8 protein-coding genes are annotated in these 9321 nt (G+C 66.6%); 2 read left to right on the forward strand and 6 right to left on the reverse strand.

Features of this window, described 5'->3' with window-relative positions; translation table 11 throughout:
* Positions 1-114: 114 nt before the first annotated feature.
* Positions 115-1557, reverse strand: coding sequence for an APC family permease (locus ACFTZB_RS38675; protein ID WP_378440162.1), 1443 nt, complete (start codon positions 1555-1557; stop codon positions 115-117).
* Between the two features lie 291 nt (positions 1558-1848).
* Positions 1849-3060: a cytochrome P450 gene (locus tag ACFTZB_RS38680; RefSeq protein WP_378440164.1), complete on the reverse strand. Its 1212-nt coding sequence runs from the start codon at positions 3058-3060 to the stop codon at positions 1849-1851.
* A gap of 76 nt (positions 3061-3136) precedes the next feature.
* Here ACFTZB_RS38680 and ACFTZB_RS38685 point away from each other — a divergent pair, with 76 nt between their 5' ends.
* On the forward strand, positions 3137-3925 hold the full coding sequence (locus tag ACFTZB_RS38685; protein ID WP_378440166.1) for a FadR/GntR family transcriptional regulator: 789 nt from the start codon (positions 3137-3139) through the stop codon (positions 3923-3925).
* 267 nt (positions 3926-4192) lie between these two features.
* Here ACFTZB_RS38685 and ACFTZB_RS38690 read toward each other — a convergent pair whose 3' ends face one another.
* The 4 genes from ACFTZB_RS38690 to ACFTZB_RS38705 are packed head-to-tail and all read right to left on the reverse strand — an operon-like array spanning position 4193 to position 8414.
* On the reverse strand, positions 4193-5167 hold the full coding sequence (locus ACFTZB_RS38690; RefSeq protein ID WP_378440168.1) for an acyl-CoA dehydrogenase family protein: 975 nt from the start codon (positions 5165-5167) through the stop codon (positions 4193-4195).
* The gene (locus ACFTZB_RS38695; RefSeq protein ID WP_378440170.1) at positions 5164-6243 is read right to left on the reverse strand and encodes an acyl-CoA dehydrogenase family protein; all 1080 of its coding nucleotides are present in this window, start codon (positions 6241-6243) and stop codon (positions 5164-5166) included. The genes ACFTZB_RS38690 and ACFTZB_RS38695 overlap by 4 nt, the downstream gene beginning before the upstream one ends.
* Before the next feature lie 14 nt (positions 6244-6257).
* A complete protein-coding gene (locus ACFTZB_RS38700) occupies positions 6258-7052 on the reverse strand; it encodes an enoyl-CoA hydratase/isomerase family protein (RefSeq protein WP_378440172.1) in 795 nt (264 codons plus the stop codon).
* A gap of 60 nt (positions 7053-7112) precedes the next feature.
* Positions 7113-8414: a CaiB/BaiF CoA transferase family protein gene (locus ACFTZB_RS38705; protein ID WP_378440174.1), complete on the reverse strand. Its 1302-nt coding sequence runs from the start codon at positions 8412-8414 to the stop codon at positions 7113-7115.
* 16 nt (positions 8415-8430) lie between these two features.
* Here ACFTZB_RS38705 and ACFTZB_RS38710 point away from each other — a divergent pair, with 16 nt between their 5' ends.
* Positions 8431-9318 (forward strand): LysR substrate-binding domain-containing protein, encoded by an 888-nt coding sequence (locus ACFTZB_RS38710; protein WP_378440176.1) that lies wholly within the window; start codon positions 8431-8433, stop codon positions 9316-9318.
* Positions 9319-9321: the final 3 nt, after the last annotated feature.

Raw genomic sequence — 9321 nt, forward strand, 5'->3', positions numbered from 1 at the left:
TTTTTTTATAAGACCCCGGGGTGGGTCGAGGCCTGTGTTTTTACGGGGGGGGCCGGGTGTGGGGGCGGCATGCATTCCCCACCCCCCCACCACGGTTTCTCGGATTCGAACTCGTCAGACTTCTTCGACCGCAGCGGGTTGCGGCACGACTTCTTCCGCGGCGCTCGGTGTTCTGCGCTTGGTGATCGCGAAGACGGCAAGGAGGACGACGAGGACGATTAGCACGACCCAAGACGTGACGTTCGCCGGCGCGGGTGGTGGGTTGATGACCCCGTTGATGTACATCCAGGCGGTCGCCACTGCGCCGACGACGGACATACCGATCAGGAACGGCCGGTACTCGTGCGCCCGGACGGTGAGCACGATGGCGCCGATGGTGATCAGGACGTACGGGAGCACCCACAAGTATACGACCAGAGGGGCGACCGTGTAGTAGGCCGACACCACATCCCCTGCGACGAAGACGAGGGCGGCGACGAGGACGAACCCGGCGACGGACATGACCGCGATGCTGACGAAGGGACTGTGGTGGCGCGGATGGATCTTCCCCAGCGGAGCGGGCAGGACACCGTCGTCGGCGAGGGTCATGGCGAAACGCGCGCCGTAGTTGATGAAGCCGATGAGTGCGGCGAAGGTGGCGACCGCGAGGACCAGATCGCTGGCGGTGGCGACGCCGGAGCCGAGTCCGGCATGTAGTGCCAGCGCCGCGGGAGCCGACATTCCGGCCTCCAGTTCGGCGGACGCTGCCTGCAGTCCCGGGACCTGCAGGATGGTGACCAGCGGGAAGAGGCCGCCGAGGAGAACCGGGACGGACATGACCGCGAGCGGAACGTTGCGGCGAGGGTTACGGGTCTCGGCGGCGAGTGCGGTGCAGGATTCGAAGCCGACCAGGAAGGCAGCTCCGACGGCCATGCCCTGGAGCGTTCCGCTGAGGCTGAATTCGCTGAGGCTGAACTGATCGGCGAGATCGAGTCCGGTCTTGGCGGCGCTGGCGATGGTGATGACCAGGACGAGGGGGAACGACAGCACGGCGAGGGTCACCGCGATCCATACCGAGGTGTCGAGGCCGCGGTAGGCGATCGCGGCGGCGAGGGCGAGTGCGATGAGGAAGATTGCCAGTTGCGGTCCGAAGGACAGGGCGTTGTCGACCCCGTGTGAGAGGAGGAAGCTTCCGGCGAAGATTCCGACGACGGCGGCGAGTGCTCCGATCGCGGCGATGAACCCGGCGAGTAGGGCGGCCGCGGTCAGGTATCGGGCCCAGGGGCCGAATACCTCTCCGATGTAGGAGTACAGCGATCCGGTGGCGACGTATCGCCGGGCGAAGGCGGTGACGGCGCGTCCGACGCAGATGACGGCGATCGTGGAGAGTAGTGATGCCTGCCATGCATTGGTGCCGGCGGTGCTGAACACGAGCAGGGGCACCAGGGCGATGCCGACTGCGGGGAAGAAGGACGCCAGCGACAGCGAGACGACAGAGGCTCTACCCAACCGTCCTGACTCGAGATGTGCCTCCGCAGTGACGTCGCCGCCGGTTGTGGGCGTGGATGGGTTGGTCATCTCACGCCGCCTTCGTCGCCGTGTCGAGGCATGCCGTCCTCAGACAGTTCCGTTCACTGCTGTGGACGGTGGATTCCCGCTCGGTCATGTGAGCTCCTTCGGTGAGGGTGACTGATCGGGGTGTGACGACGCACACTCCGATCGATGAGCGTGAACGCTACTGTCGCGATACCGCTAACACAAGAGGTTTTATGTTAAAAATTTGAACAGCAGGTCCGCGCCCCGCATCTCTCGCCCTCGCCGGGCACCGCCGTGCCCTTCTACCCGACGAGACGGCGGTCACCGCCGTCGTCAGTTCGGGCGTGCTGGAACGAAGCTCACGGGAAGTTCGATCGGGCCGGTGTTCCCGGTCGGCGGCCGATTACTGGGCGGGGCGGAGAATCGCGGCTGGGCGAGGCGGCGTGAAAGGGCTTGCAGCGCTTCGCGGATGTCGAGGCGGGCGACGAAGTGCCCGAGGCAGTGATGCCGCCCTCCCCCGAAACCGAAGTGGGGGGCGCGCTTGGCCGTGATGTCGAAGCTTGCCTCTCCGACGGCGAGGGGGTCGGTGCCGGAGGAGTAGGACATGAGGTGGAGCACCGTCCCCTCCGGGATGTCGACGCCCTGGAAGGAGAAGTCTTCGACGGCCAGTCGGGTGGTCCAGTGGATCGTCGGGTTGAAGCGAATGACTTCCTCGACGGCCTGGGCGGCGAGTTCCGGCTGGTCGGCGAGCAGCGCCCATTGATCGGGGTGCTCGACGAAGGCCTGCATCATCAGTCCGAGTTGGCTGCGGGTGGTGTCCATGCCGCCGAAGATCAGACTGGTGATCAGCTCCCGAAGTTCCTGATCGCTGAGCCGGTCCCCGTTCTCGTCCGTTGCGATAACCAGTTGCGAGACGAAGTCGTCGGTGGGCTGGCGGCGGCGCTGGGCGACGAGTTCGTCGGCGCGGGCGTAGAGGGCGAGGATTGCGGCTTCGATCGTGGCTCGCTGCTCGGCGATCTCGGGGCCGAAGGCCAGCCCCATGTCGGACGAGAGCCGTGTGAGCTCGCGCCAGTCCTCTTCGGGTAGGGCGAGCAGCCGGCACAGGGCGCGAGACGAGTACGGTTCGGCGAAGTCCGTCATGAATTCGCATGCGCCGGAATCAGCGAACCGGTCGATGAGCTGGTGGGCGAGTTCGCGGAAACTCTCGGTCATCGTCGCGATGACGGAGTGGGAGAACGCGGGGTTGACGAGCTTGCGGATACGGGCATGGTCCTCACCCTCCATGCCGACCAGGGAGTTCTTCCACCAGTCCGAGAGCACACCGTCGGTGATGCCGTTCTGCGCGGGCCACGACCAGCTTCCCTGCCGGAGGCGGCGATCCTTGAGCAGAGCTCCCACCTCATCGTGGCGTAGGACAGCGAGACCGTAAGTGGTTCGGGCATACCAGTTTCGTTCCCTGGCCGCACGGATCTCCTCGCCCATCGCGGAGAAACCCGGGTCGGTGATCTTCAGCAGATTGCCGTCGGTAGCTGATTCAATACTCATATTTTAACTCTAACATTAGATGTTAGAGGTGCAAGGCTCGACTTCACTTGCCCTTGACCTCTATGCTGTGAAGATAATGGATACAAATGACTCGGCGTCCGATTCCCGGACCCCCTCACCGGCGTCCCTGTTCGTCCGCAGTGTCATCCTGTCCCCGATCGGCGGCGAGGGGCTGGTCGCGCAGACCATTCGCCGCCTCGGCGATGCCATCGGCTTGGGTATCTTCGATGTCGGAGCGCGCCTTCCCTCCGAGTCGGAACTGGCCGAGCAGCTGGGGATCTCCGCGATGACGCTGCGCGAAGCACTCGCGGTGATGCGCGAAGCCGGCTACGTCGAGACCCGGCGCGGTCGCCAGGGCGGCACCTATGTCAAGGAACTGGCTCTCACGGTCCCCGAGCGCGAGGCGCAGAAGCGGATCGCGACGATCACCGACGAGTACATCACCGACCTCACCGACTATCGCATCGCCATCGGCGGGGAGAGCGCGGCGCTGGCCGCCGAACGCGCGACGGCCGAGGATCTCGCCGAGATGCGGCAACTGGTCGAACGTATGGACGCCACAGAGACGTTCGAGGAATTCCGCAGATGTGATGCGACCTTTCACGTCACCATCGCGTCCTGCACGCGGTCGCACCGGCTGGCGCGAGCAGAGACGGAATTGCAGGCCGAGTTGACTCCACTGATGGGGGCGTTCCGGGTGGGTCCGCAGGCCCGGCACACCACCAACGCCCAGCACCACGAGATCCTCGCGGCGATCGAAGCCGGAGACGGCGAACGGGCACGCCGCCTGATGACCGAGCATATGGCCAGCAGCGCGGAAGGAATTCTGGGATTTGCCCGCGCCGCAGCAGGTACGCGCAGCTGACGCGATCCCCGTCGGTAGCGCAAGATGTGCGCTGCGCGCCACTGTGTTTCAGGGTCGCTCGACCCTTTATGGTTGCTTGATCCTCCTTACCCAGGCGCGTAGACAACACGCGCCTGGGCCCGGGCTCGACGGAGTGCGCCACCCTTCGGGTCGCCGGCGCACTACTTCCTCCACCCCGATTCGGGATGGCCCGCGGGTATCCCGGGTGCCGCTCTCTGGGCCTGCCTGATCCCGACGGGGGTCCGGGCGGAAGGGTGACGCGGTCGGTCAGAGTCGGTGCGTGTGCTCCGGCTGGCTCAGCGACCACAGGTCGACCTCGCGGTGCGGGAGGGTGTGCACGCCCCAGCTGCGCTGGTACAGACCCTCGTCCCGGTCCGCCCACAGCAGCAGGGTGCGGTGCCGCAGCGTCGCGTCGGCGGTCAATCCGAGGGAACCGTGCAGTTGGTGGGTCTGCGTGGCGACATCGGAGGCGACCTCGCCGGCGAGCGCCCGGGCCGCGGTGGCAGCGAAGCGAATCCGATCGGGGGATGCGGTGTGCAGGCGGCGCGCGAACTCGGCGATCGCCTCGTCGAGTTGCCGCTGCGCGATCGTCAGCCGCCCCAGCTCCTGTGCCACCGCGGGAAGCTTGATCAGGGGACGGCCGAACTGCACCCGGCTGGAAACGTAGGCGCGCGCCTGCTCGATCGCGCCGGACGCTGCGCCCGCGATCTCCTGGACGAGCAGGAACTGGGCCAGCACACCGTCGGGTCGATCCCCGAGGTCCTCCAGGTCGCCGGGTCGGTGCAGCGGACGGGCCGCGACATCGCGATCCACCGAACCCTGCGCCGCCCAGTCCTGAGTGGTGCCGTCGGAATCGACGAAGACGGTCGCAATCGGATCCCAGACCCCGAACGAGTGCGCGCTGACAACGACCGGCCCGGTAGGGATCGGCTCGGAGGCCAGGGCGCGTGCAACCAGGGTCTGGCGGACGGGAAGGGCGGCGCCGGCGTGGGCGAGGGTGCGGATGACGGCGGCGGCGGCGTCGATGAGGTCGGCCGACTCGGTCAACCCCTCGAAGCTGGTGCAGTCGACCTCGTCGAGAATCGTGGTCCATCCCAATTCCTCGGCGACCTTCCACTGATCGTGGAAGTGTTCGGCCTCCGAGACGAGGCCGCCCGCGACCGGGAGTACCCAGGTCGCCGCCACATCGGCGACGGTCGCCGCCAGTTGCGCGCCTTCGTCGGTGAGAATCGTGGTGCTCATTGCATTTCCTTCGTGACGATGGACAGCATGACCGGGGCGGCGCCGCCGCGCAGGCCCGACTTCGGGGAGGCGATCACGGCCGCGTCGAACAGCCCCCGTACGCGCTCATCGCACCGGCCCAGCAGGGGCCGGACGAAGTCGAGCATCGCCAATTCGAGCCGATTTCCGAGGTACTTACTGGTGGCGGCCTCAGCGACCGGGCTGCGTCCGGCGTCCAAGGCGGCCGCGATGTCCCGCGCGAGTGAGCGCAGCACCGTCAGCTGCGCGGTGAGCACGCGCAGTGCGGCGCGGTCGGTGTCATCGAGTACATCGGCGTCGAGGACCGCACCCAGAAGCGGATACATCGACAGGAACCGTTCGGGGCCACCGCGTTCGAACGCAAGCTGCGAGATGACCTGCTGCCAGCCGTGCCCCTCGGTGCCGATCAGCCACCGGTCGGGCACCTGCACCTCGTCGAAGACGACCTCGTTGAAGTGATGTCCTCCGTCCATGCCGATGATCGGTTGCACATGTACCCCGGGCGCGGCGGTGTCGACCACAAACTCACTCAGACCGGCGTGCCGGTCCTCGCTCTTGGAGGTGCGGGCCAGGACGTAGAGGTAGTCGGCGAAGTGGGCGCCGCTCGTCCAGACCTTGCGGCCGTTGATGACCCAGCCCTCGTCGGTGCGGGTGGCCGTGGTGCGGACCGCGGCCAGGTCGGAGCCGGCGTCCGGTTCACTCATCCCGAGCGCGAAGCTGATCTCGGCCCTGGCCAGGCGGGGACAGAATTCGTCCTGGAGTTCCCGGCTGCCGTGACGGATCAGGGTGGGGCCGATCTGCCGTTCGCCCGCCCAGTGGTAAGAAACCGGTGCGCCGGCCCGGAGCAGTTCCTCGGTGACCGCAAGGCGGGAGAGGTTCGATTCCGCGGTCCCGCCGAGGTCTTTCGGCCAGGTCAGCGCGAGGAGTCCGCGCCGCCCGAGTTCCCGGCTGAAGTCGGGGTCGGCCTCGCCGCCCCAGGCGTCGCATCGGGGTTGGTAGTCCCAGTCGGCGCACAGTTCGCGCACCGCCGCGCGCAGCGTTTGTTCTCGTGTAGTCATCGTGTCCTGGCTTGTCATCGTCCCTCGAAGGCGGGGGTACGTCGGGTGGTGTAGGCGTCGAGCGCCTCGATCGAGTCGGCAGTGGTCATCGCCACCGCCTGGTGTGAGGCGATGAGATCGAGCGCCGACCGCAGGTCGCCGGTATCGGATTGGCGTACCGCGTTCTTGATCATCTGGACCGCCACGGGGGGCTGCCGGGCGATCTGGGTGGCGAACGCGTCGAGTCGGATGTCGAACTCCTCGGCGGCGCAGACTTCGTCGACGAGATTCCAGTCGAGTGCCTGGTCTGCGGTGACGAACTCGCCGGTCCACAGCAGCCGCAGCGCGCGAGGGCGGCCGATCAGCCGCGGGAGGTAGAAGCAGCCGCCGTCACCGGGTACCAGGCCGACGCGGATGTACCCCTCGGAGAACCGGGCCGCCGTCGAGGCGATCCGGTAGTCACACATCAGGGCCATGTCCATCCCGGCGCCGACGGCGGGCCCGCTCACCCCGGCAATCAGCGGTTTGGTCAGGTCATCGACCGCACGTGCCACCTGGTGGACCGTGTCGGTCATCAGTTTCCGGTTGGTCAACGGTGTGCGATCGATCTCGCCGATGTCGGCGAGATCGGCGCCGGCGCAGAACGCCTCGCCCGTGCCGCGGACGACGACCACCCGCACCCGCTCGTCCCGCTGGAACTCGCGCAGCGCCCGCGCCCAGTCGTCGAGCATGTCCACGGTGAAGGAATTCTTCTTCGCGGGCCGGTTGAGGGTGATGCGCCCGATGTGGTTGTCGACGGTGACGACGAGGTCACCTCTGGAGGAGGTCATGACAGTGCGTCTCCATTCACGGTGATATGACAGGTGGGGTCGGGAGGTACGTGGCAGGCCTCATGCTCGGCTCCGCTGCCGATGGTCGAGGTCGTCGAGGACCGACTGGGTGTGGTGCCCGTGCGCCGGGCAGTGCCGGCGCAGTTGGGCCGGTGTCTCGGAGTACCGGACCGGGTGCCCGATCAGCTGGTACGGCCCCTCGGTGGGGTGTTCGGCGATGGTCAGCAGCCCGCCGTCCTGCGCGTAGCGGCTGGTCGCGCTTTCGGCGAGGCTGTAGACCGGATGCGCCGGAATGCTTGCGTCGTCGCACAGGCGCTGCCACTCGGCGGTGCTGAACTGTGCTGTGAGGGAGCGCATTCTGGCGTACAGGTCATCGGAATTCGCGACGCGGCCGGCCATGGTGGTGAACCGGGGATCGGTCGCCGCTTCGGGGTCGCCGGCGAACTCGAAGAAGTCCCGCCAGTTCGCGTCGTTGTAGGGCAGGATGCACATCCACCCGTCGGAGGTTCGGCAGGCCTTGCGTTCGCGGCTGAGCACTCGCCGGTAGCCGTACTCGCTATCGTCGGCCGGATCGAGTGTTGCTCCGGCGAGGTGCTCGACGAGATTGAAGGCGATCATGGTGTCTGCCATTGGGATTTCGACGTGCTGTCCGCGTCCGGTGCGGTCCCGGTAGTGGAGGGCGGCGAGTACCGATTGCACCATCATCAGCCCGCACACCTTGTCGGCCACCACCGAGGGGATATAGTGCGGCTGTCCGGAGACTTGCTCGTTGAGCCACACCAGCCCGGTGGCTGCCTGGATGATGTCGTCGTAGGCGGCGTTGTCCCGCATCGCCGAGTCGGACCGAAATCCTTGTGCGGTGGCGTACACCAGACGTGGATTGACTGCGGCCACGTCCACCCATCCCAGCGACAGTCGCTCGAGGGCGCCGGGGCGAATATTGGTGATGAAGGCATCTGCGGTCTCGAGCAACGCGAAGAGCGAATCTCGATCGGATGCATCCTTGAGATCGAGTGTGACACTTCGCTTGTTGCGGTTGAGATTGAGGGTTGGGCCGCCCATCCCCGGATGGCGTTTCGGTTCGAACTGGCGTGTCGGATCCCCGCCGGGAGCCTCGACCTTGATCACGTCCGCGCCGAGGTCGCCGAATTGCTGACCGGCGTAGGGGCCCATGATGATCGTGGCCAGTTCGATCACGCGAAGTCCTTGCAGGGGACCGCCCGTCGCAATGGGATGGGGAGCTGGTTCCCGCGGGCCGGGGGGAATGGATGTGCTCGATGCGATCGAACCGGTGTCGTCGTGCTTCACACCATAATGAAAGCCCCGATGACGAACTATATCCAATACTAATTGTGGCACCATTAATATTATGGACGATATGGATTTTTCGCGACGGCTACTCGAGCAGTTCGTCGTGGTCGCCGAAGAGCGTCACTTCACCCGCGCCGCCGAGCGACTGTCCATGAGCCAGCCGCCCCTCACTCAGGCGATCAAACGCCTCGAGAAGACCATCGGAGTTCCGCTGCTGGAACGAAGCACCCGCCAGGTGCAACTCACCCCCGCGGGAAAGGCGTTCGCTCTCGATGCACGACACCTCCTGGACGCACAGAGTTCCGCGGCCGAGCGGGCCAGACGGATCGCGCAAGGTACCGAGGGCACGTTGCGCCTCGGGTTCGTCAGCGGCGCCTCCTACGTCTCGGTCCCCCGTCTGATCGGCATGGTCCACGACAACCTGCCCGGACTACGCATCCACCTCCATCAACGCACCTCCGCCGAACTCGCCGACATGGTGCGCAGCCGGCGACTGGACTTCGCCGTGGTGCGAGCGCCACTGTCCGACCCGGAACACCTCGATATCCGGCTCCTGCACGACGAACCGCTGGTGTGCGCTCTGCCCGCCGGGCACGATCTCGCCTCTCGGGACGACATCGTCCTGGCCGACTTGCGGCATCAAGATTTCGCGCTGCCGTCCGCGACCGCGTTGCCCGGGCTCAGCCAGTTGATTTACGCGGGTTGCCGCGCCGCAGGCTTCGAACCCCGGGACGGCGGCCGAGCGGACAGCCTGATGGGAATGCTCGGTTTGGTCGCATCCGCGCATTGCGTGTGTCTGGTCCCCCGGGAGATCCGGGACGGGACCGTTCCGGGTGTCACCTACCGGCCTCTTGCCGCCGACGCCCCCCGCCTGCAGACACTGGTCATCGCCAATGCGGCGCGCGACGACGCGCTGGTCGACCGCGTGATGACGCTCGTCGGGCACCCTGCCTAATAC

Source organism: Rhodococcus sp. NPDC057014 (assembly GCF_042673295.1).
Lineage (GTDB): Bacteria > Actinomycetota > Actinomycetes > Mycobacteriales > Mycobacteriaceae > Rhodococcus_F.

Bases quoted from the DNA above. Each gene is read 5' to 3' on its own strand.
- ACFTZB_RS38690 (WP_378440168.1), bottom strand. From the start codon at position 5,167: ATGAGCACCACGATTCTCACCGACGAAGGCGCGCAACTGGCGGCGACC.
- ACFTZB_RS38700 (WP_378440172.1), bottom strand. From the start codon at position 7,052: ATGACCTCCTCCAGAGGTGACCTCGTCGTCACCGTCGACAACCACATC.
- ACFTZB_RS38695 (WP_378440170.1), bottom strand. From the start codon at position 6,243: ATGACTACACGAGAACAAACGCTGCGCGCGGCGGTGCGCGAACTGTGC.
- ACFTZB_RS38675 (WP_378440162.1), bottom strand. From the start codon at position 1,557: ATGACCAACCCATCCACGCCCACAACCGGCGGCGACGTCACTGCGGAG.
- ACFTZB_RS38710 (WP_378440176.1), top strand. From the start codon at position 8,431: ATGGATTTTTCGCGACGGCTACTCGAGCAGTTCGTCGTGGTCGCCGAA.
- ACFTZB_RS38680 (WP_378440164.1), bottom strand. From the start codon at position 3,060: ATGAGTATTGAATCAGCTACCGACGGCAATCTGCTGAAGATCACCGAC.
- ACFTZB_RS38685 (WP_378440166.1), top strand. From the start codon at position 3,137: ATGGATACAAATGACTCGGCGTCCGATTCCCGGACCCCCTCACCGGCG.
- ACFTZB_RS38705 (WP_378440174.1), bottom strand. From the start codon at position 8,414: ATGGTGCCACAATTAGTATTGGATATAGTTCGTCATCGGGGCTTTCAT.